General features: G+C 71.8%; 21 protein-coding genes and 1 pseudogene. 16 read left to right on the top strand and 6 right to left on the bottom strand.

The window, feature by feature from the left end; all coding sequences use genetic code 11:
• Nucleotide 1: 1 nt before the first annotated feature.
• From secF to A3Q40_RS07775, 4 genes are read left to right on the top strand one after another with little or no spacing between them, the layout of a single operon-like run.
• Entirely contained in the window at nucleotides 2-1,339 is a 1,338-nt protein-coding gene (secF, locus tag A3Q40_RS07760; RefSeq protein WP_082833820.1) for a protein translocase subunit SecF, read from the top strand.
• Nucleotide 1,340: 1 nt separating this feature from the next.
• A complete protein-coding gene (locus tag A3Q40_RS07765; RefSeq protein WP_068100984.1) occupies nucleotides 1,341-3,032 on the top strand; it encodes an ABC transporter substrate-binding protein in 1,692 nt (563 codons plus the stop codon).
• Nucleotides 3,029-3,571, top strand: coding sequence for an adenine phosphoribosyltransferase (locus tag A3Q40_RS07770; protein ID WP_068100988.1), 543 nt, complete (start codon nucleotides 3,029-3,031; stop codon nucleotides 3,569-3,571). The genes A3Q40_RS07765 and A3Q40_RS07770 overlap by 4 nt, the downstream gene beginning before the upstream one ends.
• 45 nt (nucleotides 3,572-3,616) lie before the next feature.
• Nucleotides 3,617-6,013, top strand: coding sequence for a RelA/SpoT family protein (locus A3Q40_RS07775; protein ID WP_068105604.1), 2,397 nt, complete (start codon nucleotides 3,617-3,619; stop codon nucleotides 6,011-6,013).
• Nucleotides 6,014-6,017: 4 nt separating this feature from the next.
• On the opposite strand, the gene A3Q40_RS07780 is transcribed toward A3Q40_RS07775, so the two are convergent.
• Nucleotides 6,018-6,332, bottom strand: a complete 315-nt coding sequence (locus A3Q40_RS07780; protein WP_082834104.1) for a helix-turn-helix domain-containing protein — start codon at nucleotides 6,330-6,332, stop codon at nucleotides 6,018-6,020.
• Here A3Q40_RS07780 and A3Q40_RS07785 point away from each other — a divergent pair.
• Nucleotides 6,223-6,630: pseudogene (locus A3Q40_RS07785) on the top strand (M24 family metallopeptidase); the annotation flags it as partial. The gene A3Q40_RS07780 and the pseudogene A3Q40_RS07785 overlap by 110 nt on opposite strands.
• Before the next feature lie 33 nt (nucleotides 6,631-6,663).
• Here A3Q40_RS07785 and A3Q40_RS07790 read toward each other — a convergent pair.
• Nucleotides 6,664-7,530 carry a peptidylprolyl isomerase gene (locus A3Q40_RS07790; RefSeq protein WP_068100992.1) on the bottom strand — a complete coding sequence of 289 codons (867 nt, stop codon included), beginning with the start codon at nucleotides 7,528-7,530 and terminating at the stop codon, nucleotides 6,664-6,666.
• Between the two features lie 135 nt (nucleotides 7,531-7,665).
• Between A3Q40_RS07790 and A3Q40_RS07795 the strand changes: the two genes are divergently transcribed.
• From A3Q40_RS07795 to A3Q40_RS07805, 3 genes are read left to right on the top strand one after another with little or no spacing between them, the layout of a single operon-like run.
• The gene (locus A3Q40_RS07795) at nucleotides 7,666-8,337 is read left to right on the top strand and encodes an MBL fold metallo-hydrolase (RefSeq protein WP_068100994.1); all 672 of its coding nucleotides are present in this window, start codon (nucleotides 7,666-7,668) and stop codon (nucleotides 8,335-8,337) included.
• 52 nt (nucleotides 8,338-8,389) lie between these two features.
• Complete coding sequence (gene hisS / locus A3Q40_RS07800) at nucleotides 8,390-9,670, top strand: histidine--tRNA ligase (RefSeq protein WP_068100997.1); 1,281 nt, start codon at nucleotides 8,390-8,392, stop codon at nucleotides 9,668-9,670.
• Between the two features lie 5 nt (nucleotides 9,671-9,675).
• Nucleotides 9,676-10,302, top strand: coding sequence for a hypothetical protein (locus tag A3Q40_RS07805; protein ID WP_068362120.1), 627 nt, complete (start codon nucleotides 9,676-9,678; stop codon nucleotides 10,300-10,302).
• A gap of 39 nt (nucleotides 10,303-10,341) precedes the next feature.
• Here A3Q40_RS07805 and A3Q40_RS07810 read toward each other — a convergent pair whose 3' ends face one another.
• Together A3Q40_RS07810 and A3Q40_RS07815 are read right to left on the bottom strand one after the other, a co-directional pair.
• The gene (locus A3Q40_RS07810) at nucleotides 10,342-10,836 is read right to left on the bottom strand and encodes a DUF3237 family protein (RefSeq protein WP_068100999.1); all 495 of its coding nucleotides are present in this window, start codon (nucleotides 10,834-10,836) and stop codon (nucleotides 10,342-10,344) included.
• Nucleotides 10,837-10,860: 24 nt separating this feature from the next.
• Entirely contained in the window at nucleotides 10,861-12,120 is a 1,260-nt protein-coding gene (locus A3Q40_RS07815; RefSeq protein WP_068101001.1) for an FAD-binding domain-containing protein, read from the bottom strand.
• A 108-nt stretch (nucleotides 12,121-12,228) separates the two neighbouring features.
• Here A3Q40_RS07815 and A3Q40_RS07820 point away from each other — a divergent pair, with 108 nt between their 5' ends.
• Entirely contained in the window at nucleotides 12,229-13,260 is a 1,032-nt protein-coding gene (locus A3Q40_RS07820) for an Rv2578c family radical SAM protein (protein ID WP_068101004.1), read from the top strand.
• Between the two features lie 10 nt (nucleotides 13,261-13,270).
• Here the strand turns inward: A3Q40_RS07820 and A3Q40_RS07825 are convergent, their stop codons facing one another.
• Together A3Q40_RS07825 and ypfJ are read right to left on the bottom strand one after the other, a co-directional pair.
• On the bottom strand, nucleotides 13,271-14,107 hold the full coding sequence (locus A3Q40_RS07825) for an MBL fold metallo-hydrolase (RefSeq protein WP_082833821.1): 837 nt from the start codon (nucleotides 14,105-14,107) through the stop codon (nucleotides 13,271-13,273).
• Complete coding sequence (gene ypfJ, locus A3Q40_RS07830) at nucleotides 14,104-15,021, bottom strand: KPN_02809 family neutral zinc metallopeptidase (protein ID WP_068101007.1); 918 nt, start codon at nucleotides 15,019-15,021, stop codon at nucleotides 14,104-14,106. Before ypfJ ends, A3Q40_RS07825 begins: the two co-directional genes overlap by 4 nt.
• 146 nt (nucleotides 15,022-15,167) lie before the next feature.
• Between ypfJ and aspS the strand changes: the two genes are divergently transcribed.
• The 7 genes from aspS to A3Q40_RS07865 all read left to right on the top strand — a co-directional run bounded on the left by aspS (nucleotide 15,168) and on the right by A3Q40_RS07865 (nucleotide 24,826).
• A complete protein-coding gene (gene aspS, locus A3Q40_RS07835) occupies nucleotides 15,168-16,982 on the top strand; it encodes an aspartate--tRNA ligase (protein WP_068101010.1) in 1,815 nt (604 codons plus the stop codon).
• A gap of 8 nt (nucleotides 16,983-16,990) precedes the next feature.
• Nucleotides 16,991-17,911: a DUF389 domain-containing protein gene (locus A3Q40_RS07840; protein ID WP_068101013.1), complete on the top strand. Its 921-nt coding sequence runs from the start codon at nucleotides 16,991-16,993 to the stop codon at nucleotides 17,909-17,911.
• A gap of 9 nt (nucleotides 17,912-17,920) precedes the next feature.
• On the top strand, nucleotides 17,921-18,679 hold the full coding sequence (locus tag A3Q40_RS07845) for a 1-acyl-sn-glycerol-3-phosphate acyltransferase (RefSeq protein ID WP_068101016.1): 759 nt from the start codon (nucleotides 17,921-17,923) through the stop codon (nucleotides 18,677-18,679).
• A gap of 25 nt (nucleotides 18,680-18,704) precedes the next feature.
• Nucleotides 18,705-21,152 (top strand): circularly permuted type 2 ATP-grasp protein, encoded by a 2,448-nt coding sequence (locus A3Q40_RS07850; RefSeq protein WP_068101019.1) that lies wholly within the window; start codon nucleotides 18,705-18,707, stop codon nucleotides 21,150-21,152.
• Nucleotides 21,149-22,075 carry a transglutaminase family protein gene (locus tag A3Q40_RS07855; RefSeq protein ID WP_068101021.1) on the top strand — a complete coding sequence of 309 codons (927 nt, stop codon included), beginning with the start codon at nucleotides 21,149-21,151 and terminating at the stop codon, nucleotides 22,073-22,075. Before A3Q40_RS07850 ends, A3Q40_RS07855 begins: the two co-directional genes overlap by 4 nt.
• Before the next feature lie 178 nt (nucleotides 22,076-22,253).
• Nucleotides 22,254-23,417: a kinase gene (locus A3Q40_RS07860; RefSeq protein ID WP_068105615.1), complete on the top strand. Its 1,164-nt coding sequence runs from the start codon at nucleotides 22,254-22,256 to the stop codon at nucleotides 23,415-23,417.
• Entirely contained in the window at nucleotides 23,414-24,826 is a 1,413-nt protein-coding gene (locus A3Q40_RS07865) for a replication-associated recombination protein A (protein ID WP_068105618.1), read from the top strand. Before A3Q40_RS07860 ends, A3Q40_RS07865 begins: the two co-directional genes overlap by 4 nt.
• Nucleotides 24,827-24,835: the final 9 nt, after the last annotated feature.

Genomic DNA, 24,835 nt, shown 5'->3' on the forward strand with positions numbered 1-24,835 from the left:
CGTGGCCGACACCACCACCCTCACCGACACCGCGCCCGAGCCCGCCGAGCAGGGACGTGGCCTGCTCTCCCGGCTGTACACCGGCACCGGCGCGTTCGACATCATCGGTCGTCGCCGGCTCTGGTACATCGTCACCGGCGTCATCGTCGCGGTGTCGCTGCTGTCCATCCTCGTGCGCGGCTTCACCCTCGGCATCGACTTCGAGGGCGGCACCCGCGTGCAGTTCCCCGCCGCCGACGGGGTCGAGACCTCTCAGGTCGAGCAGATCTACACCGACACCCTCGGTGCCGACCCGGTGGCCGTGCAGACGGTGGGATCCGGCGCCGGGGCGACCATTCAGATTCGCTCCGAGACGCTCGACGCCGGGCAGGCGTCGTCCCTGCAGACCGCACTGTTCGACGCCTTCGCGCCCCAGAACTCCGCGGGCGAGGCCACCCCGGACGCCGTGACCTTCACGGACGTCAGCGAGACGTGGGGGTCGCAGATCACCGAGAAGGCGCTGATCGCACTCGCGGTCTTCCTGGTGCTGGTGAGCGTCTACATCGCGATCCGGTACGAGCGCGACATGGCGATCGCCGGTATCACCGCGCTCTTCTTCGACATCCTCGTGACCGCCGGCGTCTACTCCCTGGTGGGCTTCGAGGTCACGCCGGCCACCGTCATCGGCCTTCTCACCATTCTCGGCTTCTCGCTCTACGACTCCGTGGTGGTGTTCGACAAGGTCGAGGAGAACACCCGCGGCATCCTCCACCTGAACCGGCGCACCTACGCCGAACAGGCCAACCTCGCCGTCAACCAGACCCTCATGCGCTCGATCAACACCACCGTCATCAGTGTGCTGCCGGTGCTCGCGCTCATGGTCATCGCCGTCTGGCTCCTCGGCGTCGGCACTCTCAAGGACCTCGCGCTGGTCCAGCTCGTGGGCATCGTGGTCGGCGCGTACTCGTCGATCTTCTTCGCGACGCCGCTGGTGGTGTCGCTCAAGGAGCGGTGGGGGCCGGTCGCCGCCCACACCCGCAAGGTGCACGCGAAGCGCGCCGAGGCCGCCGAGCGCCGCGCGGCCGCCGGGGCGGGTGACGCCGCGCCGGTCTCGGTCCGCAAGGACCAGGTCGGTTCGGATGGGCCGCGTGGGGGCGCGCGGAGCGGTGCCGATGGGCCGCGCGCGGGCGCGCGGAGCGGTGCCGATGGGCCGCGCGCAGGCGCGCGGGGCGGTGCCGATGGGCCGCGCGCGGGCGCGCGGGGCGGTGCCGATGGGCACCGCGCGGGCGCGCGGGGCGGTGCCGATGGGCCGCGCGCGGGCGCGCGGCCGACGGGCAAGCGGGCCAAGAAGAGGCGCTGACATGACCCGGGGAACGAGACGTCTGGTCGCCGGAGCGGCCGCGGTCGTCGTCGCGGTGTCCGCGGCGGCGTGCAGCACCGAGGAGGATCGCGTCCCGTCCATCGGTTACGCCGTGAACGGGCCGATCACCACCTACAACGCGGGCTCCACCGAGGGCGCGTATTCGGCGGCGCGTCAGGCGCTCTCCCGCGTTCTCCCCGGGTTCTCGATGATCGGGCCGGGGGGAACCGCGGTCGCCGACACCGACATCGGCACCGTCACCGAGGTTCCCGGCCAACAACAGGTCCTGACCTACGCGTTCGCCCCGGCAGCCGTCTGGTCCGACGGGGTCCCCATGACGTGCGACGACCTCGTGCTCGCCTGGGCGGCGCGACGCGGGACCACCGAGACGTCGGGCACCGCGTTCGACGCCGCCGAGACCGCCGGGTACTCCGACATCGAGCGCATCGACTGCGTGCCCTCGCAGAAGGAGGCCACGGTCACCTTCCGGGCCGATCGCCCCCTCGTCGACCGTGAATCCCTGTTCGGTCCCGGCACCATCCTGCCGGCGCATGTCGCCGCGCGGACCGCGGGCGTTCCGGACGTCACCTCGACCCTCGCGGGCGGCGACGCCGACGCCGTCGGTCGCCTCGCCGAGGCCTGGAACACCGGATGGACCCTGCCGTCCGGCGCGGTTGACCCCGCCGTCTTCGCCGCGTCGGGTCCGTTCCGCGTCGAGTCGTTCTCCGCGGACGACGGCCTGGTCCTCGTGCCCAACGACAACTGGTGGGGCGTCCCGGCCCAGACCGACCGCATCGTGGTGTGGCCGTCCGGGATCGACCTGGCCGAGAAGGCGAGCTCGGGCGACCTCGAGGTCGTGGATCTGCCCGGAGGCGCCGCCGCACCCGACGGGTTCACCGCCGCGGCCCAGCCGAGCTTCGGCGTCGAGCAGCTGATCTTCGCGACGTCGGGAGTGTTCGTCGACCCCGCCGCCCGCCGCGCCGTCGCCTCGTGCGTGCCGCGCACGGCGTTGTTCGACGCCCATGGGCACCCCGGCTACGACGCCGAGACCGGCCGCGGATCCGGTGTCGTCGACAGCCGGGTGATGCTGCCCGGCACGCTGCCGTACCGCAGTGTGGCCGCGGTGGCCGCCGACCGGTACCGCACCACCGACGTCGCCGCCGTGACGGCCGGTCTCGCGCAGGCCGGGCTCACCGACCCGACCGTGCGCATCGGCTACCGCGGACCCGACTCGCGTCGTGCCGCGATCGTGGCCGACATCGCCGCCGCGTGCGGGCCGCTGGGAGTCGACGTCGTCGACGCCTCCTCGGACACCCTCTCGCCGCTCGCTCTGCGCGCGGGCGAGGTCGACGTGCTGCTCGCCGGGACCGCCGGCGGGTTCGGCCCGACCGGCACCGCGACGCCGGGGTCCGCTCGGACGGCGCTGCTCGGCGGGCAGAACGTCAACCTCGGCGGGTATGCGAACGGGCGTGTCGACGAACTGCTGAACCGTCTCGCCGTGGACGGCTCGGACGCCACGGCGCTGTCGGCGGGGACGGACGTCGAGAGAATCCTCTGGGACGACCTGCCGACGTTGCCGCTGTGGAACGTGCCCGTCGTCACCGCGACCGCGTCCGGCATGCGTGGGGTCGACGCCAACCCGAGTGTCGCCGGAGCAGGATGGAACATGGACAAATGGGTCTTCGTCCGATGAGCGACTCGACGGTCACGCCCGCCGGTCTCGCCGTGGAGCGCCTCACCCGGTGGGCCGACGACTTCCCGACGCCCGGCGTCCGGTTCGCCGATCTCACCCCGGTGTTCGCGGACGCGGAGGGACTGCGGCTCGTCATCGACGCGCTGGCCGAGGCCGGTCGCGACGCCGACGTGGTCGCCGGGATCGATGCCCGTGGCTTCCTGCTCGGAGCCGGTGTGGCGCTGGCTCTGAACACGGGGGTCATCGCCGTCCGCAAGGCAGGCAAGCTGCCGCCGCCCGTCCACCGGCAGTCCTACGCGCTCGAATACGGCACCGCCGAGCTCGAGATCTCGGCCGACGGCATCGCGCTCGCCGGGCGTCGCGTTCTCGTCGTCGACGACGTCCTCGCCACCGGTGGAACACTGGAGGCGGCGGCGGAGCTGCTCACCCGCTGCGGCGCCGAGGTGGTGGGCGCCGCCGTGGTGCTGGAGGTGGAAGCGCTGGGCGGCCGGAAGCGTTGGAATCATGGTCCGCTCACCACACTGGGCTCCGTCCAGTGAATTCCGTCTAGGCTGAGCGAGCCGGAACTGCGGGAGGTGGTCGAGATGACGCGCTACATCGGACAAGCGCCGACGGACGCCGAGCCCAGCGCTGTCCCCGATACGCCCGCCGCGACCGAGTCGAGTGCCGCCGACGCCGCTGCCGACACCCAGCAGGTACCGACCCCACAGGCGCCGACTCCGCAAGCACCGTCGTCCGCCTCGCGGCGAGTGCGGGCCCGCCTCGCCCGTCGCATCACCGCGCAGCGCAGCACGGCGGTCAAGACCGTGCTCGAGCCGCTCGCCGGCACGCACCGGACCCTCTATCCCAAGGCCGACCTGGGGCTGCTGCAACGCGCCTACGACGTGGCCGAGGAGCGCCACGCCTCGCAGATGCGCAAGTCCGGGGACCCGTACATCACGCACCCGCTGGCCGTCGCGAACATTCTCGCCGAGCTGGGGATGGACACCACGACTCTGGTGGCCGCGCTCCTGCACGACACCGTCGAGGACACGGGCTACTCCCTCGATCAGCTGCGCGCCGAGTTCGGCGACGAGGTGGCCCACCTCGTCGACGGCGTCACCAAGCTCGACAAGGTGGCCCTGGGCACCGCGGCCGAGGGCGAGACCATCCGCAAGATGATCATCGCGATGGCGCGTGACCCGCGGGTCCTGGTCATCAAGGTCGCCGACCGGCTGCACAACATGCGCACCATGCGCTTCCTGCCGCCCGAGAAGCAGGCGCGCAAGGCCAAGGAGACCCTCGAGGTCATCGCGCCGCTGGCGCATCGCCTCGGTATGGCGACGGTCAAGTGGGAGCTCGAGGACCTCGCGTTCGCGATTCTGCACCCCAAGAAGTACGACGAGATCGTGCGGCTCGTCGCCGACCGTGCCCCCTCACGCGACACGTACCTGGCCAAGGTGCGGGCCGAGATCAACAGCACACTCGCGGCTTCGCGCATCGGCGCCGTGGTCGAGGGTCGCCCCAAGCACTACTGGTCGATCTATCAGAAGATGATCGTCAAGGGCCGCGACTTCGACGACATCCACGATCTGGTCGGCGTTCGCATCCTGTGCGACGAGATCCGCGACTGCTATGCCGCCGTCGGCGTCGTGCATTCGCTGTGGCAGCCGATGGCGGGACGGTTCAAGGACTACATCGCCCAGCCGCGCTACGGCGTGTACCAGTCGCTGCACACCACCGTGGTCGGCCCGGAGGGCAAGCCACTCGAGGTGCAGATCCGCACGCGGGACATGCACCGGACCGCCGAGTTCGGCATCGCGGCCCACTGGCGGTACAAGGAGACTCGCGGCAAGCACTCCGGCGACGCCGCCGAGGTCGACGACATGGCGTGGATGCGTCAGCTGCTCGACTGGCAGCGTGAGGCGGCGGACCCGGGGGAGTTCCTCGAGTCGCTGCGCTACGACCTGGCGGTCAAGGAGATCTTCGTCTTCACCCCCAAGGGCGACGTGGTCACCCTTCCCGCCGGATCGTGTCCCGTGGACTTCGCGTACGCCGTCCACACCGAGGTCGGGCATCGCTGCATCGGGGCGAGGGTCAACGGCCGTCTGGTAGCGCTCGAACGTCGGCTCGAGAACGGTGAGGTGGTGGAGGTCTTCACCTCCAAGGCACCCACGGCGGGGCCGAGCCGGGACTGGCAGACGTTCGTCGCGTCCCCCCGGGCGAAGACCAAGATCCGTCAGTGGTTCGCCAAGGAACGGCGGGAGGAAGCGCTCGACGCCGGCAAGGACGCCATCGCGAAGGAAGTGCGTCGCGGCGGACTTCCGTTGCAGCGCTTGATGAACGGCGAATCCATGTCGGCCATCGCGCACGAGTTGCGGTACGTCGACGTCTCCGCGCTCTACACCGCGGTGGGGGAGAACCACGTCTCGGCGCAGCACGTCGTGCAGCGGCTGGTGGCGCATCTCGGCGGCGTCGGCGACGTCGAGGAGGAACTGGCCGAGCGGTCGACACCGTCCACCATCCCCACGCGGCCCCGCCGGGTCGGTGACGCCGGCGTCCTGGTGGCCGGGGCGGACGGTGTGGTGGCCAAGCTCGCCAAGTGCTGCACGCCGGTCCCGGGTGACGACATCCTGGGCTTCGTCACGCGCGGCGGCTCCGTCAGCGTCCACCGCACCGACTGCACCAACGCCACGTCGCTGCAGCAGCAGGCCGAACGGCTCATCGAGGTGGAGTGGGCGCCGTCGCCGTCGTCGGTGTTCCTCGTCGCCATCCAGATCGAGGCGCTCGACCGCCACCGTCTGCTCTCGGACGTCACCGAGGCGCTGGCCGACGAGAAGGTCAACATCCTCTCCGCGTCGGTGACCACGTCGGGTGATCGCGTGGCGATCTCCAAGTTCACGTTCGAGATGGGTGACCCCAAACATCTGGGGCACGTGCTCAACGTCGTCCGCAACGTCGAGGGCGTCTACGACGTCTACCGGCTGACGTCGGCGGCCTGACCGACTAGCCGGCCAGGTCGTCGCGGTCCGATCCCGGCGCGTCCCACACCGCGGCCGCGTCGGCGACGGGGATGTCGAGCGCCGCGCACAGTCGGACGACGGTGCCGAAGCCGGGGCTCGGGATGCGACCGGTCTCGATCTTGCGCAGGGTCTCCGCCGAGATTCCTGCTGCGGCCGCGACCACGGTCGTCGTGACGCGGGACGCCACCACCGCCGATCCGCAGGACCTCGCGCTGATCGAGTCGACCCGCCGCGCACTGGACGCCGGTATCGCGGCTGCCGTCGCGGGCGCCCGGCTCGGTGATGTGTCCGCGGCCATCGGTGCGGTGGCGGCCGAGGGCGGCTACCGCGTCAGCACGGAGTTCGGTGGACACGGCCTCGGCCGCACGATGCACGAGGATCCGCACGTCCCCAACCTCGGCCGACCCGGCCGCGGCATGGTGCTGCGGCCGGGGACCACCCTGGCGCTGGAGCCGTGGTGGGGCCGCGGAACCGAGCGGCTCGTGGTGGACGGCGACGGGTGGACCCTGCGGTCCGCCGACGGCTCGAGGACGGCGCATTCGGAGCACACCGTGGCGATCACCGAGGACGGACCGCGGGTGCTCACGGCCGGGTAGGCCTCGATGTCACCGCTGTCTGGGTTCCGGGCGTCAGACCAGGTCGAGCCGGACGGAGTTCAGCGTCGTCGCCGCCGCGGGCGGACCGTCCTGGCCACCGCCCTCGACACCGGCCGCGGCGATGGTGTCCAACGTCGCCAGCCCCGTCTCGTCGATGGTGCCGAAGACGGTGTAGTTCGGCGGCAGCTGCGAGTCGCCGTAGACCAGGAAGAACTGGCTGCCGTTGGTGTCGGCGCCGGCGTTGGCCATGGCGATCGTGCCGCGCGGGTAGAGCACCGGCGACTGCAGGCCGGCGGGATCGTCGCCGTACTGATCGGTGGGGAACTCGTTGGCGTACTGGTATCCGGGGCCACCGGTGCCGGTGCCGGTGGGGTCACCGCACTGCAGCACCTTCAGGCTGTCCGCGGTGGTGAGACGGTGGCAGGTGGTCCCGTCGAAGTACTGCTGCCCGGCGAGGGAGGCGAAGCTGTTCACGGTGCACGGGGACTCGGTGGCGTTCAGGGACAGCCCGATGTTGCCCTGAGTGGTTTCCATGCTGACGCTCACGTTGTCGTCCGTGGTGGGGACGTTCTCGGTCTGCGGGGCGGTGTTGGGCTTGGCGGCCTCGCCCGCGGCCGGGTACGCGCAGCTCACGGTCTCCGTAAGCGGAGTGGAGCGGCCGGCGGGCAGCTGACCCTCGGGCGTCGGGGTGGACGAGGTCTCGGCGGCCTGCGTGGTGGCGTCGTCTCCGCCGCGCGTCACGCCCACCGCGACGGCGATGCCGCCCAGGACGACGACCGCCGCCACGGCGATCCCCGCGATGGTGGTCTGCTTGCGGCGGCGGGCACGGGCGGCGCGGTTGGCCAGCTGGCGGTCGAGCTTGCGCTTGGCGGCTTCACGACGCTGTTCGTTGGTCGGCACGAGGCGCGGTCCTACTCTCGTCTGGGGATCGGTCGGGGCGACAAGAGTCTGCCAAACCCACCTGAGAAGAGCCCGAGGCGGTGCGGAGCCTAGAGTGGAACGACCTCTCCGTCGCCGACATCAGGAGTCCTGCTCGTGCGCGTCACCGGATTCCCCGCCGGTCTCTTCCAGACCAACTGCTACGTCGTGGCCCGCGACGGGTCGAGCGACTGCCTCGTCGTCGACCCCGGTCAGGACGCGGCGGGTCCGCTGACCGACTTTCTCACCGAGTCCGCACTGACCCCCGCCGCCGTGTTGCTGACACACGGTCACCTGGATCACATGTGGGATGCCACGCCGATCTGCGAGCGGTACGGCGCTCCGTTGTACGTGCACCCGGGGGACCGGCACCTGCTCACCGACCCGGCCGCCGGCATCGGGCCGACTCTGTCGCCGCTGATCGCGGGCGTGCAGTTCGTCGAGCCGTCCGTGGTGCACGAACTCGGGCACGGCCACGACGTCGAGGCGGCGGGCATCACCGTCACCGTGACGCACACTCCCGGCCACACGCAGGGGTCGGTGGTCTTCGGCGTCGACGCCGGCGCGCAGCGCCTCGTGTTCTCGGGCGACACGCTGTTCGCCGGTTCCATCGGCCGCACCGATCTTCCGGGCGGCGATCACGGTCAGTTGCTGCGGTCGATCGCGGACCGGCTCCTGCCGCTGGCCGACGACGTCGCTGTTCTGCCCGGGCACGGCGAGGCGACCACCATCGGCGCCGAGCGCGCCGGCAATCCGTTCCTGGTCGGGTTGCGGACCGAGCACGCGTGAGTCGCGTCCGCTCCCGGCACACCGCACCGACACTCCAGCCTCGAGGACACCGATGAGCAAGAACGACCGGACCTTCGCCGCCCCGAAGGGCGTGCCGGACTACCTTCCCCCGGACTCGGCCACCTTCGTGGCCGTCCGCGACGGCCTCACCGCCGCGGCGCGGGCCGCCGGCTACGGGCACGTCGAGTTGCCGGTCTTCGAGGACACCAGTCTGTTCGCGCGCGGCGTGGGCGAGTCGACCGACGTGGTCAGCAAGGAGATGTACACCTTCGCGGACAAGGGGGACCGCAGCGTCACCCTCCGCCCCGAGGGGACCGCCGGTGTCATGCGCGCGGTCATCGAGCACGGGCTCGACCGGGGTGCCCTGCCGGTGAAGGTCGCGTACTCGGGACCGTTCTTCCGCTACGAACGGCCCCAGGCGGGCCGATACCGCCAGCTCCAGCAGGTCGGGGTGGAGGCCATCGGCGTCGACGACCCGGCGCTCGACGCCGAGGTCATCGCGATCGCGGACGCGGGCTTCCGGAGCCTCGGGCTCACCGGGTTCCGGCTCGAGGTCACCTCGCTGGGTGACGACACCTGCCGACCGCAGTACCGAGAGTTGTTGCAGCAGTTCCTGTTCGATCTGCCGCTGGACGAGGAGACGCGTCGGCGGGCCGAGATCAACCCGCTCCGGGTGCTCGACGACAAGCGTCCGCACGTGCGCGAGATGACCGCCGACGCACCGCTGATGGTCGATCACCTCTCGGACTCCGCGCGCACGCACTTCGACACGGTGCTCGCCCACCTGGACGCGATGGGTGTGCCCTACACGCGGAACCCGCGCATGGTGCGCGGGCTCGACTACTACACCAAGACCACCTTCGAGTTCGTCCACGACGGTCTCGGTGCGCAGTCGGGCATCGGCGGCGGCGGCCGCTACGACGGGCTCATGGCGCAACTGGGCGGACAACCGTTGTCCGGCATCGGCTTCGGTCTCGGTGTCGATCGCACGGTGCTCGCTCTCGCGGCGGAGGGCGTCGCGCCGGCGGACACCGCCCGGTGCCAGGTCTACGGCGTGCCGCTCGGCGACGAGGCGAAGGTGCGCCTCGCCGTCCTCGCGCACCGATTCCGTGCGGCCGGGGTGTCGGTCGATCTCGCCTACGGCGACCGCGGGATGAAGAGCGCGATGAAGGGTGCCGATCGGTCCGGTGCACGGGTCGCGCTCGTCCTCGGCGACCGCGACATCGAGGCCGACGAGGTCGGGGTGAAGAACCTCGCCACCGGAGAGCAGGAGGCCGTCCCGACTGCGGACGTCGTCGCTCGCGTGACGGCCCTGCTCGGCCGGGACGCCTGAGCGCCGTGCCGGACCGGAGCGCGGTCGCCCTCGACCTGGTGCCACCCGAGCTGATCCTGCCGCGTCTGCGCGTCGCGGCGGGGATCTTCGCCGGCTTCGGACTCGTGCTCGGGGTCGTCGCGGCGCTCCTGCTGACCCCGGAGGTCGGACTCGCGCTGGCGCTCGCCCTCGTGGCGTCGGCGGTGTGGGCCGTGATCTCCGGTGGGCGCCGTCGACTGTGGATCGACCACGGCGTGGTCTCGAGGCGCGGGGCGCTGCGCACCCGGCGAGTCAACGTCACCGACGCGACGAGCGTGGAACTGGTGGTCCGGGTCGCTCGGGTCAGTCAGGTGGTGCTGCGGGTGGGGGACGACGGCACGACGGTGACCGTGCCGCTCGCGCTCTACACCGGTGACAGCGGACGCGAACTGGGCCCGGTGGCCCTGCGCGCGATCGCCGACGCGTTGGCGCGGTCCTCGACGGCTCCGGCGGCGGCGATGGCGTCGGTGTTGATCACGCAGCTGCGGGCGGAGGCGCGCGACGCCGGTGCGGCCGAGCGGCCGCTTCATCGCGCCGTCGGCGTGATCGAGCGGGCCGGCCGCGCGCCGGTCGGGACGCTCACCGACAGCGAGGTCGCGAGCCTCGTCGACTGAGCGTCGACCGAGCGTCGCCGAGCGTCGACCGATGGGAGTCTAGGTGGCCAGGAAGGCGTCGAACACCGTGTCGGAGCCGTGCCGTGCGCCGGAAGTGACCACCAGAGCGCGGTTCAGGTATCCCAGGGTGCGCGATGCCGTCGACACGTCGAGGGTTCCGCGGAAGTAGTAGGTGGCCGAGTCCACCTCGTCGCCGCGGTCGAGCGCGCCGATCACCTCGGCCGTGCCGAAGAGGAACCCCCGCAGCGTCAGGCGCATCACGTCGCTGCCGTCGTCCGCCGCCGCCACCAGATCGATGGCGTAGGAACTCGATCCGTCCGCCCGCACTAGACGGGACTCTGTGCCGACGGGCTGCACCACCGCGTCGATGCCGGGGCCCGTGAGCAGCCCGCCGGACACGGCGGCCACGGTGTGCGCCCCGGCCGGTGTCTCGCCCACCGACACCGGTTCCGCGGTACGGATCACGAGACGGAACAGCGGTTCGAGGGTGGGGGAGACGGGATCGAGCGGCGAGGGGCCATCGGCTGCGTTCACGCGCCCGACGCTAGCGGACGGGTCTCACGCGCTCGATGCCCGCGGACCTCGATGGCTGCGGCGCCACGCGCTGAAGGAGCGCACCGACTCGGTGCCGGGCCGCACGAGCCAGGGCCAGGGATGGACCTCGACGGGCGCGAGCGCCGCGGCACGACGGGCGAAGCCGGGTACCGGCGCGTGCGTGACGGCCAGGGACCGCCCGGCCAGCTCGTCGGTCACCGTCCCGCGACGGACCTCGACCTCGCGGGTGTCGCCGAGCTCGCCCAGCGTCTCGGCGAGGAACACCAGCCGCTTGCCGGACAGGCGGAGCCGACGAAGCAACGGTTCGTCGAAGACGAACACCGCCGGGCGCGTGTCGTTCGCGGCGAGCGCCGGGTCCTGCTCGCCCAACGATTCCGCGGTGAGCCACACCTGCTCGGCGGACTCCCCGTCCACCTCGGCCGGGCCGGCCGGTACCGACCCCGAACCGAGATCGGGCCCGTCGACCCGGGGGCCGGCGTCGGCGTCCGGCCAGTCCTCGACGGGGCAGGCCGAGTTCAGGGCGCAGTCCCGACACAATGCCGGGGCCCGCTTGCGGACCTGCCAGCGACTGAACCCGTAGACCTTGCCGCCTCCGGTTCCCACCGTCCACTGCCAGCCCAGCCGATTCGCGGCGCGGGACCCGTCGAGCAGGTGCGAGAACATGCGATCCTCGCCGTCCCGCCAGTCCGCGCCGGCTCGGACGGCCCACTGCGACGCCAACCACATCCGGGTCTGGTTGACCAACCACCCGTCGTCGTGCAGCTCGGTCACGGTCTCGTCCATGCAGCGCATCGCGGCCGGCCAGGGATCGTCCGCCCACACGTCCGACGGGCGGCGCGGAGGGCGAGGCTGCTCACGGACCAGCGTCGAACCCAGCGTGGTCCCCACCCGGGCGTAGAGGTGGCGAGCGAACTCCTGCCAGAGCAACTCGTCGCGGTACTTGCCGCGGTCGCGGGCCGGCGCGTCGGCGACGGCGTCCCACACCTCCCGCAGCGAGACCAGACCGTGCCGGATGTAGGGCGACATGCGGCTCGCTCCGCGACGTGCTCGGGGGAGGACGGTGCTGCGATCGCGCGCGTAGCCGGTCACGTCGAGCAGCGCGAGAGCGGAATCGGCGGCGCTCTGCCCGCCGCGGATCGCTCCGGCCGTGACGTCGGACGGGTCCTCGAGGGCGAGGTCGCCGAGGTGCTCGGCCACCCACCGGACGACGTCGGCGGGGTCCGCACCGGCAGCGAGGCTCGGTGGGGTCGGAAGGCGCGTCATGACTCGACAGTACGGGTCGCCGGACGGGTGCGGACGAACATCTGTTCGACGTGGACCGACTGCCGCGGTAGAGTCCGCTTCGACCATATGTTCGGACGGAGGCCTCGAATGCGATGGGACGCGCAGACGCTCGACGCACCCGACGGCGCGTTGCCGGGGTTGGAGCGGTCCGGCCTGGTGCGCGCGGGCCTGGTCCGCACCGTGCGCACCCCGCAGTTCGAGGGCATGACCTTCCACGAGGTGTTGTGCAAGAGCGCCCTGAACCGGGTGCCCGAGCAGTCGCGGCTGCCCTATCCGTGGACGGTGAACCCGTTCCGCGGATGCACCCACGCCTGCGCGTACTGCTTCGCTCGGCCCACGCACGAGTACCTCGACCTGAACGCGGGCCGAGACTTCGACTCGCAGATCGTGGTGAAGACCAACGTGGTGACCGTGCTGCGCCGCGAACTCGCCCGCGCGTCCTGGAAGCGCGAACCCGTGGCGCTGGGTACCAACACCGACCCCTATCAGCGCGCCGAGGGGCGGTACGAGCTGATGCCGGGCATCGTGCGCGCCCTCACCGAGTCGGGTACGCCGTTCTCGATTCTCACCAAGGGCACCATGCTGCGCCGTGATCTGCCGTTGCTGGCCCTCGCCGCGCAACAGGTGGACGTCCGAGTCAGCGTGAGTCTGGCCGTTCGCGACCCGGACCTGCAGTCGTCGCTCGAACCCGGTACGCCGTCGCCGCGGGCGCGCCTGGATCTGGTGCGGGCGATCACCGAGGCGGGGCTCGGGTGTCACGTGCTCATCGCACCCGTCGTGCCGTTCCTCACGGACAGTCCCGCGCAGTTGGACGCCCTCATGGCGGACCTGCGTGACGCCGGGGCCACGGGGGCGACGGTGATGCCGCTGTACCTGCGGTCGAGCACGCGCGAGGTGTTCCTGGCCTGGCTCGGGGAGAATCACCCCGCGTTGCTGCGGCGGTACCGGACGCTCTACGGCCGCGGCGCGTACGTCAGCGAGGAGTACACGTCGTGGTTGCGCGGCAAGGTCGAGCCGCTTCGGCGCAAGCATGCGCTGACCGGCGTGGACCCGCTCGCGGCTCGGCCCCGGCCGGCGCCGCGCCGCCCGGCCGACACACCGCAACCCACCCTGTTCTGACGGTCGGACGTCAGAAGTCGGGCGTCAGGCCCAGGTGTTCGAGATACCGCCGCGCGGATCGCACCACGACGCCGCTCCCGTCGGACTCGACCACCTTGCCCCACCAGGCGCCGTGGACGGTCTCGAACTCGAGGTCCCGCAGCAGGCGGACGGTGCGGCGCACCGTGTCGGGGTGTTCGGGAATCAGGTTGGGGTAGCTGTACATGAAGGACACCCACCGTCGGTCCGCGACCACCTGCACGATGTCGCCGGAGCAGAGGTCCCCGCGTCCGTCCGGGCCGGGCCAGTGCAGGACGGTGCCGCCGGCGAAGTGCACCCGGGTGTTGATCAGCGTGCGCCCGGGCAGGATCTCGAGGGTGTCCCCGTCCCAGGTCCGAACGGATCCGCGGCGGGGGATCCACCGCCGGTCATCGGCGTGCACGTAGATCGGGGCACCGCCGAACGCATCGCTCCACTCCACCATGGCGCTGTAGTAGTGCGGGTGGGACACGGCGATCGCCGCGACGCCGCCCAGCTCGGTCACGCGGGCAATCGCGGCGTCGTCGATGCTGGACACGCTGTCCCACAACACGTTTCCGCCCTCGCCGGGCACCAGCAGGGCCCGCTGGCCGATGGCGAAGCCGGGCTCGGTACCGATTCCGGTGAGGCCGGTGATCTCCGGACGCACCACCGTGCGGTGCCCGGCGGAGACCTCGGCGACGGTCGTCCACCGCTGTCCGCCCGCGCCCACGTACTGCCGATCGTCGGTGCAGATCGGACAGACCTCGGGATCGACGTCGTCGTACTGGACCCCGCACGTCGTGCAGACGGGCAACCTCGTGCGGGTGGAGTCGCCCGGGCCGGTCACCGGATCGACGACGGGTCGTCGAGGTTCCGGGCGGAGTAGGTGTCGCACGCGGCGACCTGCCCGGTGCGGTAGCCGGCGGTGAACCAGGCCTGTCGCTGCGCGGACGAGCCGTGCGTCCACCCCTCGGGGTTCACCCGGCCCGACGACGCCTGCTGGATCCGGTCGTCGCCCACCGACGACGCGGCGGACAGCGCATCCGCGACGTCGCGGTCGGTCAGCGGCTCGAGCAGTGGTTCCGAGCCGCCCGGCGCGGGCTGGTCGTCCGCCCGGTTGGCCCACACCCCGGCGTAGCAGTCCGCCTGCAGTTCCGTGCGCACCGCACCCGACTCGGCACCGGCCGGATCCGCCTGTGCCCGTCCGATGTCGCCGAGCTGGTTCTGGATGTGATGACCGAACTCGTGCGCCACCACGTACTCCTGTGCGAGAGGGCCGCCGCTCGAGCCGAAGCGGTCCACGAGCACCTGGAAGAAGTCCGTGTCGAAGTACGCCGTGGAGTCCGCCGGGCAGTAGAAGGGGCCGACCTCCGAAGTCGCGTTCCCGCACCCGGTGGAGACGGATCCGCGGAAGATCTGCACGTCCGGCTGCACGTAGGCGACGCCCGTCTGTGCGGCGAGCTGGGCGTCCCACACCTGGTCGAGACTCTGCACGGTGGCGGTGACGCGGCAGTCGACGTTCGCGTTGGCGTCCGCGCCCGTCTCGCAATTCTCGATGGTGCCGTTGCCGGATTCCTGCGTCGTCCCCGCGTCGCCCCCGAGCCCGCCGAGGACCTGCGACGGATCGCCGCCGAGGAGCAGCGCGATCACCACGACGACGATTCCGCCGAGCCCGCCGCCCACGGCGATGCCTCGGCCGCGCCCGCCCGAGGACCGCTGCACGCGGGAGGAATCGATTTGTGCATCGGGGTCGAAGGTCATCGGTCACCACTTTCTCGAGGCGTGTGCGGTTCACAGCTTCGCACGGGGCCTTCCCCCGACACAGCGCTGTTTCTCCCGGCGTCGAGGTCACCGCGCGTGGTCCGTAGGATCGTCCCCTGTTCCCGTTCATCCCCGGAAGGACTCCAGTGCTGCGCACGCACCTCGCCGGCTCGCTCCGAGCCGAGCACGCGGACCGACAGGTCACACTCACCGGATGGGTCGCGCGTCGCCGCGACCACGGCGGGGTGATCTTCATCGATCTCCGCGACGCGTCGGGTGTGGTGCAGGCCGTGTTCCGCGACGGCCCCGCGGCCGAGCAGTCCCACCGCCTGCGCGCCGAGTTCTGCGTCCGCATCACCGGCACCGTCGAGATCCGCCCCGAGGGCAACCAGAACTACGAGATTCCCACCGGCGCCGTCGAGGTGAACGTCACCGAGCTCGAGGTGCTCGGTGAGAGTGCGCCCCTGCCGTTCCAACTCGACGAGAACCCGGGCGAGGAGGCGCGCCTGAAGTACCGCTACCTCGACCTGCGCCGCGAGGGGCCGGGCAAGGCGATCCGGTTGCGGTCGAAAGTCAACGCGGCCGCCCGCGAGGTGCTGGCGCACCACAGCTTCGTCGAGGTCGAGACGCCGACGCTCACGCGGTCGACGCCCGAGGGCGCCCGGGACTTCCTGGTCCCCGCCCGCCTGCAGCCGGGCAGCTTCTATGCATTGCCGCAGAGCCCGCAGCTGTTCAAGCAGCTGTTGATGGTCGGCGGCATCGAGCGGTACTACCAGATCGCGCGCTGCTACCGGGACGAGGACTTCCGTGCCGATCGGCAGCCGGAGTTCACCCAACTCGACGTCGAGATGTCGTTCGTCACCCAGGACGACGTGATCCTCCTGGCCGAGGAGATCCTGACCGCGCTGTGGAACCTGGTGGGCCACGAGATCAGTGGTCCGATCCCGCGGATGACCTACCACGAAGCGATGCGTCGCTTCGGCTCCGACAAGCCCGACCTGCGGTTCGGCGTCGAGCTCGTGGAATGCACCGACTACTTCGCGGACACGCCGTTCCGGGTGTTCCAGGCGCCCTACGTCGGTGCGGTCGTCATGCCCGGCGGAGCGTCGCAGCCGCGTCGGCAACTCGACGCGTGGCAGGAGTGGGCCAAGCAGCGCGGGGCCAAGGGTCTGGCCTACGTGCTGGTCCAGGAGGACGGCACGCTGGGTGGCCCCGTCGCCAAGAACCTGTCGGACGCCGAACGCGACGGACTCGCCGCCCACGTCGGCGCGCAGCCCGGTGACTGCGTCTTCTTCGCCGCCGGACCGGCCAAGGCGCAGCGCGCCCTGCTCGGCGCGGCGCGCGGTGAGATCGCCCGCAAGCAGGGCCTGATCGACGAGAACGAGTGGGCCTTCGTCTGGATCGTCGACGCGCCGCTGTTCGAGCCGGCGTCCGAGGCCACCGCCAGCGGTGACGTCGCCGTCGGGTCCGGCTCCTGGACCGCGGTGCACCACGCCTTCACCTCGCCGAAGCCGGAGTCGATCGACACCTTCGACACCGACCCGGGATCCGCCCTGGCCTACGCCTACGACATCGTCTGCAACGGCAACGAGATCGGCGGCGGCTCCATCCGCATCCACCGCAAGGACGTGCAGGAACGCGTGTTCGCGATGATGGGCATCGACGCGGAGCAGGCGCAGGAGAAGTTCGGGTTCCTGCTCGACGCCTTCGCCTTCGGGGCGCCTCCGCACGGCGGTATCGCCTTCGGCTGGGACCGCATTACCGCGCTGCTGGCCGGGGTCGACTCGATCCGCGAGGTCATCGCCTTCCCCAAGTCCGGTGGCGGCGTCGATCCGCTGACCGACGCTCCGGCGCCCATCACCGCGCAGCAGCGGCGGGAGTCCGGCATCGACGCGAAGCCCGCGGTGCGCGGCGACAAGGGCGCCACGAATCCGGGCGACGGGGGCGCCGCCGCCACGTAGGGTGCGGCATGCAGAACCTCCGGGTGATCAGTCCCGCCGACCGCACCCCCGACGTGCTGCGGATGCTCGACGGCACCGCGGGAGTGGCGACCGTCTCGGTGGTGCGGGGCGCGTCCGTCACGCCCGCCGGTGACGTCGTCGACGTTCTGCTCGCGCGCGAGTGCACCGACGCGGTGATCGCCGACCTGCGCCGCTTCGGACTCACCCACGAGGGTGCGATCGCGCTGACCTCCGTCGAGACGGTGCTCGCCGACGCGGCCCGCGAGGCCGAGAAGCGCGCCCCCGGCGAACCCGACGACGCAATCGTCTGGGACGAGCTGATCGCCCGGACCCGCGAGGAGTCGAGCCTCAACGCGACGTTCCTGGCGTTCCTCACCATCGCCTGTCTGTTGTCGGCGGTCGGGGTGATTCTCGATTCCCCGGTCACGATCGTCGGTGCGATGGTGGTCGGCCCGGAATTCGGCCCGCTGGCCGCCCTCGCCGTCGGATTGGTGCGCCGACGCGGGTCGATGATCCGGCGTTCGCTCCTCGCGCTGACGGTGGGCTTCCCGCTGGCCATGGTGGTGACCGCTCTCGGCGCCCTGGCCGCCGAGGCCGTCGGATGGGTGCGCCCGGACTCCATCGACGATCTGCAGCAGGTCGACTTCATCTACCAGGTGGGGCCGTTCTCTCTGGTGGTCGCGCTGCTCGCGGGTGCGGCGGGCATGTTGGCGCTCGTGTCGTCGAAATCCGCTGCCCTGGTGGGTGTCTTCATCTCGGTGACCACGGTCCCGGCCGCGGGGTTCGCGGTGGTGGCGGCAACCGTGGGGTCGTGGCGGATCGCGCTGCTCTCGGCGGGGCAGCTCGGCAGCAACCTGGTGGGCATCGTGGTGGCGGCGTCGATCGTGTTGTTGCTCCATCGGCGGTCTCGTCGACTGCGAGTCAATTAACATGCGGGCATGGACGCCGTGCCGAAGCGCATTCTGGGGACGGCGGTCGCCGTGGCCCGCCTCTACCACCGGATGGAGACCGACATCCGCGCACCGCTTCCCGCGGGACCGGTTCTCTTCGTCGCCAATCATGGCTTCGGCGGCGTCTTCGATCTCAACGTCCTCGCGTTCTACTCCGCCTACGAGCGCATCGGCGGTCGCCGGAAGGTCGCCGTGCTGACGCATCAGATCGCGTGGACCCTCAAGGTGGGACGGCTGGTCGAGCTGTTCGACGCCACGCCGGCCAACCATCGCAACGCCGTGAACGCGCTGCGCTCGGGCAGCCACGTGCTGGTTTTCCCGGGTGGCGACATCGACGGCTTCAAGCGCTGGAGCGACCGCAACCGGGTGCTGTTCGCCGGCCGAACCGGATACGCGCGGGTGGCCGTGGAGGCGGGGGTGCCCATCGTCCCGGTCGTGACCGCGGGTGCCGGGGAGTCGCTCGTCGTGCTGGCGGAGGGCAAGCGCCTGGCCCGGTGGACCCGCGCGGACAAACTCCTGCGGGTCAAGACCGTGGCGACGTCGGTGTCGATTCCATGGGGGCTGAACGTGGGTCTGGTCGGCCTCCTGCCCTACTTGCCGTTACCGTCGAAGATCTCCACGACCGTGTTGCCGGCGATGGAGCCGGCGGACGGCGAGTCCGTCGAGGACTTCGCCGCACGCGTCCACCGTGCCATGGACGACGAACTGCAGGCGATGACGACGGAGAGGACCCCGATCGTCGGCTGACCCGCGCCCGGTAGGTTCCTCTGTCGTGGACCGAGCAGCGGGGAGCGCGACCGAGCACCCGTTCGCGACGCACGACGACGCACGCCTGCGCGCCGCGCAGGCGCGGGTCACCCGCGCCGTCGACGAACTCGGGGTGACGTTCGGCGGCGGGGACACGGCGCCGGTGGGTCGGTGGGAACTCGACACCGTGCCCCTGGTCCTGGACGCCGACGAGTGGGCTCGTCTCGATGCGGGCGTCACCCAGCGGTCGCGGCTGCTCGACGCCGTACTGACGGATCTCTACGGCGAGCGCACCGTGCTCCGGCGCGGTCTCGTGCCGCCCGAGGTGGTGTTCCGGCACCGCGGCTATCTCCGCGCCGCCCACGGCGTGACCGTGCCCGGACCCCATCGGCTGTTCTTCCACGCCGTCGACCTGGTGCGGGACGCCGGAGGCGAGTTCCGCGTCCTGTCCGATCGCACGCAGGCGCCGTCGGGCGCCGGATACGCCCTGGCCGATCGGTCGATCCTCGCGCGCGCGGTGCCGGGCGAGTTCCGCGCGGTGAACCCACGTCCCGTCGGCACCTATGTCGGCGCCGTCCGTGTCGCGTTGGTGGAGGCGGCGCCCCCCGCGGCGGAGGATCCGACCGTGGTGGTGCTCAGCCCTGGCGCCGGCTCCGAGACCGCCTTCGATCAGGCGCACCTCGCCTCGGTCCTGGGGTTCCCTCTGGTGGAATCGGCGGACCTGGTGGTGCAGGACGGCGCGGTGTGGATGCGCTCGCTCGGGCGACTGCGTCGTGTCCACGTGGTGGTGCGGCGCGTGGACGACGACCACGTCGATCCCCTCGATCTGCGTCCGGAGTCCCGACTGGGCGTGGTGGGCCTGCTGGACGTGGCGCGCCGCGGCGCGGTCACCGTCGTGAACACCGTCGGCAGCGGCGTGCTCGAGAACCCGGCCCTGGCCGCAGCCGTGCCCGAGCTCACGCGCGCGCTGTTGGGGGAGGAGCCGCTGCTGCCGAGCGTTCCGACGTACTGGGCGGGCACGGACGCGGTGCGCTCCCATCTGCGCGCGACGGTGTCGAGCCTGGTCTTCCACCACGCGACCACGGGAGAGGCGGTGGTCGGAGCCCGCCTCACCGCCGCCGAGTCCGCGGACCTGCTCGCCCGCGTGGACGCCGACCCGACGGCGTGGTCGGCCCGGGAGATTCCGGACCTCGGGGCCACTCCGGTCGGGCCGGCCGGGCACCGTCGGCCGGGCGTCGGCCTCGACGCGCGTCCGGTGGGACTGCGGGTGTTCGACGTCGCCACCCGCGCCGGGTACGTCACGATGACCGGCGGTCTCGGCCAGGTCCTGGTCACCGACCCGCTGACGGAGCCGATGACCAGTACCGCCGCGCAGGACGTGTGGGTCTCGCCCGGCCGCCGCGACTCCGACACCGCGACGTCGGTCCGTCGGGACGACGGCCCACGGACCGCACGCCGTCGTGAGACCGCCGATCCGGTGTCGAGCCCCCGTGTGCTGAACGATCTGTACTGGATGGGGCGGTACGCCGAGCGGGCCGAGAGTGTCGGCCGGTTGCTCGTCGCGGGCAGCGGCTGTGTACGGGAGTACGGCGTGGAGTCGCCCGCGTCTCGCGTGGTGCTCGCGGCCATCACCCGGGTGTCGGGCACCGAGCCCGGGTTCGCGGCGGCGGGCACTCGGGCCGACGTCATCGCCGAGTTCCGCTCGCTCACCGTGGACCCGCGACGCCTCGGGTCGGCGGCGCAGTCGGTGGCCGCCCTCGCACGCTGCGCACGAGCGGTGCGGGACCAGCTCGGCCAGGACACGTGGGCGGTACTGCACCGGGTCGATCAGGTGCTGGCCGAGGCCGCCGTCGCCTCCGTCGCCGACGAAGCCACGCTCTGGGCGACCCAGAGTCGCGTCGTCGGCTCGATGCTGGCCGTCGCGGGACTGACCGCCGAGTCGATGGTCCGCGATCCCGGATGGCACCTGATGGACCTCGGACGCCGACTCGATCGCGCCGCCGCGATCACCGCCCTGGCGGCCGCCGCGATCGAGGGGGACCACCCGCCCGACGTCACCGAGATCGTCCTGTCCGCGGTGCTGGCCGCCGCGGACTCGTCCGTGACCTATCGGCGTCGGTACCGGGGCGTCCCGACCCTGGGCGCAGTCATCGATCTCGTGCTCGCGGATCCGATCAATCCCCGGTCCATCGTGTTCCAGATCGACCGGATCGCCGCGGACCTGGCGGCATTACCGGGAGCGGAGGTGACGTCGCGTCCGATGCGGGCACTCGACGTCCTCCGGACGACCGTCCGCCGCCTCGAACCGGGCGACGTCGACACGGAGAGCGGTCGCGCGGACCTGCGCGTCGTCCTCGACAGCGTGCTCGGCGATCTGACTCGGCTGGCGGACGCCGTGGTCGAGACGCACCTCTCCGGGCCCGGCGGCACCCAACCGTTGTCGGGCCACGGCGCCGGGCGGGTGCTCTCGTGACCGCGGTCCCGGTCGCGCCGCCGCATCCCGACGTGCGGTGGTACGCGATCACGCACATCACCGACTACCACTACTCGGGCCCGGTGACGTCGTCGTACGGGCGCGGGCACCTCTTCCCCCGCACCACCGCGACGCAGCGGTGTCTCGACGCCACGGTGACCGTGGCGCCGACACCGACGGACGCGTCGTCGGGAGTCGACGTCCAGGGCAACGAGACCGTCTTCTTCCACGTGACGACGCCGCACGAGCATCTGCGGGTCACGGCCCGGTCGCTGGTCGCGGTGACAGCGCCGGATCCGGCGCTGCGCGCCACCGGCGCCGCCGCGGCGCCCTGGGAGCAGTCGCGGCCGGGCGGTCGACCCGACGCCGCGCTGGACGTCGAGTTCGCGCTGGATCTCGACCCGCCCGAGATCACCGCGGACGTCCGCGAGTACGCCGCCGTGTCGTTCCGGCCGGGGCGTCCGCTCGCGGAGGCGGTGTTCGACCTCCAACACCGCATCCACGAGGACTTCACGTATCTGTCGGGTTCGACCACGACGACCACCACCGTCGCGCACGTCATGGCCACCCGGACCGGGGTGTGTCAGGACTTCGCGCGGGTGGCGGCGGCGTGCCTGCGCTCGCAGGGTCTCGCCGCGCGCTACGTGTCCGGCTATCTCTCGACGACCCCGCCGCCGGGCAAGGAGCGGCTGGTGGGCGTCGACGCCAGCCACGCCTGGGTGTCGGTGCGCTCGGCGGACGGGCGCTGGTTCGACGTCGACCCGACCAACGACCAGTGGTGCGACGATCGCTACGTCACCGTGGCCCGCGGCCGCGACTACGACGACGTTCCGCCGCTGCGGGGAATCATCTACACCGACTCCGCCCGTAGCCGTATCCACGTGTCGGTGGACGTCGCCCCCGTGACACCGCCGGTGCGATAGGGTCGGGGAAACAGCACGAACGGGTTGTTTTCGCGTGCCCGTTTCGGGGAACGCCCGAGTGTTCGAGTGCGCGGTGGGACCGCGCCTCGCCCGAGAACGGCGGCATCCGCCGCACCAGACGACGGAAACGAGGAATGGCCCGGTGGGTTCCGCGCAGGACCGACCGGTCGACACACCGATGACGGCAATGCTGGCAGACCCGATCACCGAGGCCGTCGCCGCGGCCACGGAGCTTCTCACCCGCCGCACCGGAGCCCCGGTCACCCTGGTCGACCCCGTGGACCTCGGGGGCAGCGGGCGCACGGTCGTTCTCCGGGTGCGCGTCGCCGAGAACCCGTTCCTGCTTCCGCGCACACTCGTGATCAAGCAGGTACGCGAGAGCGCCCACGAGTCCGTGGCCCGGACCGGCCTCGGTGCCGGGGACGATTCGGCATTCGTACGCGAGGCGGCGTCCTATCAGTTCGCCACGGCGTTGGCCACCGATTCCCGCCCCGGTCCGTCGCTCATCGCCTACGACCTGACCGAGCGCCTGCTCGTGCTGAGCGATCTGGGCGACAGCGCGCCGTTCGCCACGTTGCTGGGGCAGTCCGACCCGGCCGCGGTCACCAACTCGCTGATGGCTCTCGCCCAGGCCCTGGGCCGGATGCATGCGGCCACTGTCGGCCGCGAGGAGGACTTCGGTGCCCTGCTCGCCCGCGCCGGTGTGACCCAGACCGGCGCAGGACTGGGCGATCAGGTCAGCGCGGCGGAGGCAGCCGTGCCCGGCCTCTTGGCCGACCTCGGGGTCGACGTTCCCGCGTCCGTGACCGAGGCGATCGGCCGCGCGAATCGTCTGTTCGGCACCGGCGGACTGCGCGCCTTCTCGCCCTCGGACCTGTGTCCGGACAACATCATCGTCAACGACGAGGGCGTGCGGTTCCTCGACTACGAGTGGGGTGGCTTCCGGGACGCCACCCTGGACATCGCCTACACCGTGATGTCCTACCCCGGGTGCCTCTGCCGGCTCGAGCTGTCCCCGGAGCGCGCCGAGGCGATGGTGGAGGCGTGGCGTGCCGAGGTGGTCGGGATGTGGCCGCACCTCGCGGACGATGCCGTGCTGCACGCGAAACTGCTCGACGCCCAGCTGATCTGGGCGTGGCTCACCACCTTCTGGTTCGTCCCGGACGACGACGCGCGCAACGCCGCCCTCCGTCGACACAATCTGTCCGTGCCGCGGGCGGTCGCACTGACGACGCGCTGGACCATCCTGGCCGACTACGCGCGGTCGGTGGGTCACACCGACCTGGCCGACTTCGCCGACGACGTCCGAGACGCCCTGGGATCGCGGTGGGCGACGTCCTGAGCCCGGACGGTGGCCCGGACGGTGGTGGCCCGGACGTCGGGGGGTGGTTGTTCGAGCCCGCCGACACGGCGCCCGACGACGGTCCACCGTCGGTGATCTCCTCACCGGCCCCCGGCTCGGGCGGCCCGCTGCCGGTCCGGATGCGGCCGACCACGCTCGACGAGGTCGTCGGTCAACAGCACCTCCTCACACCGGGTGCGCCGCTGCGTCGACTCGTCGAAGGGTCCGGCGCGGCCTCGGTGCTCCTGTACGGCCCACCGGGCACGGGCAAGACCACCCTGGCCTCGCTCATCTCCGGGGCCACCGGCCGCCGTTTCGAGGCGCTCTCCGCGCTCTCGGCCGGTGTCAAGGACGTCCGTGCGGTCATCGACCTCGCCCGTCGCCGGGCGGCGCACGGCGAGCAGACGGTGCTCTTCATCGACGAGGTCCACCGGTTCTCCAAGACGCAGCAGGACGCGCTGCTCGCCGCCGTGGAGAACCGCATCGTCCTCCTGGTCGCCGCGACCACCGAGAACCCGTCGTTCTCCGTCGTCTCGCCGTTGCTGTCCCGGTCGCTGGTACTCCAGTTGCGGCCCCTCACCGACGACGACGTCCGGGCCGTGCTGACGCGCGCCGTCACCGACCCGCGCGGCCTGAACGGCAGCGTCACCGTCGACGACGACGCGCTCGACCACCTGGTCCGTCTCGCCGGAGGCGACGCCCGTCGCGCCCTGACGGCGCTCGAGGCCGCGGCGGACACCGCCGTCGGGCTCGCGACGCAGGATCCTCCCGTGGTCGACCTGACGGCCGTCGAGACCAGCGTCGATCGGGCCGCCGTGCGCTACGACCGCGACGGCGATCAGCACTACGACGTCGTCAGCGCATTCATCAAGTCCATCCGCGGATCCGACGTCGACGCGGCGCTGCACTACCTGGCGCGCATGATCACCGCCGGCGAGGACCCGCGGTTCATCGCACGGCGGTTGGTGGTGCACGCGAGCGAGGACGTCGGGATGGCCGATCCGACCGCGCTGCTGTCGGCCACCGCCGCCGCACAGGCGGTCGCGCTGATCGGGATGCCCGAGGCGCGGCTCGCCCTCGCCCAGGCGACGGTCCATCTGGCGACGGCACCGAAGTCCGGCGCCGTCACCGCGGCGCTCGGGGCGGCGATGGCCGACGTCGCGGCGGGCAAGGCCGGTCCGGTCCCGCCGCATCTGCGCGACGGGCACTACGCGGGCGCCGCCGCGCTGGGCAACGCGCAGGGGTACGCCTTTCCCCACGACGACCCCGACGGTGTCCTGGCGCAGCAGTACCCGCCGGACGAGTTGGTGGGCGTCGACTACTACCGGCCGACGACCCACGGCGCGGAGCGAGATCTGGCGACACGGGTGGGCAAACTCCGACGGATCGTGCGGCGGTCGTCGCGATAGGGTGACCGT

Origin of the sequence: Rhodococcus sp. PBTS 1, assembly GCF_001620025.1 — a bacterium.
Classification (GTDB): Bacteria; Actinomycetota; Actinomycetes; order Mycobacteriales; family Mycobacteriaceae; genus Rhodococcoides; species Rhodococcoides kroppenstedtii.